Genomic DNA, 527 nt, shown 5'->3' on the forward strand with positions numbered 1-527 from the left:
ACATTCGCCGAAAATTCGAATTTCTCGATTAAGAGAACTCACAAATTTTACCTTAGCCTGATCCGTTACCAGTGAAAGTAACGTTCAGTCTATCTTTCTATCACATACCCAAATTTTTAAAGAACGAACTAGTCAAAGACTAGAAATCAACATTCACCATCACAACGATGGAATGCTCATTTCTAAGCTTTATACAAACAGAAGCAGTAGTGGTGGAGCCAAACGGGATCGAACCGTTGACCTCCTGCGTGCAAGGCAGGCGCTCTCCCAGCTGAGCTATGGCCCCGTATTTCTACAGGCGTTTCCCACACAAAATTGGTGGGTCTGGGCAGATTCGAACTGCCGACCTCACCCTTATCAGGGGTGCGCTCTAACCAACTGAGCTACAGACCCAATTTCGGGCTGCTTCTTTCGTCTTCTTCAATGAATCAAGCAATTCGTGTGGGAACTTATGGAGCAGCTGATGTCGTCGATTAAGGAGGTGATCCAGCCGCAGGTTCCCCTACGGCTACCTTGTTACGACTTCA

The 527-nt window shown here is 46.7% G+C and carries 2 tRNA genes and 1 rRNA gene; all 3 read right to left on the reverse strand.

Annotated elements, in window-relative coordinates:
• Nucleotides 1-210: 210 nt before the first annotated feature.
• Nucleotides 211-286: transfer RNA gene (locus TX23_RS26645), tRNA-Ala, on the reverse strand.
• A gap of 30 nt (nucleotides 287-316) precedes the next feature.
• Nucleotides 317-393 (reverse strand) — tRNA-Ile (locus TX23_RS26650).
• Nucleotides 394-474: 81 nt separating this feature from the next.
• A 16S ribosomal RNA gene (locus TX23_RS26655) occupies nucleotides 475-527 on the reverse strand; the annotation flags it as partial.

This window comes from Pseudomonas paralactis (assembly GCF_001439735.1).
Taxonomy (GTDB): domain Bacteria; phylum Pseudomonadota; class Gammaproteobacteria; order Pseudomonadales; family Pseudomonadaceae; genus Aquipseudomonas; species Aquipseudomonas paralactis.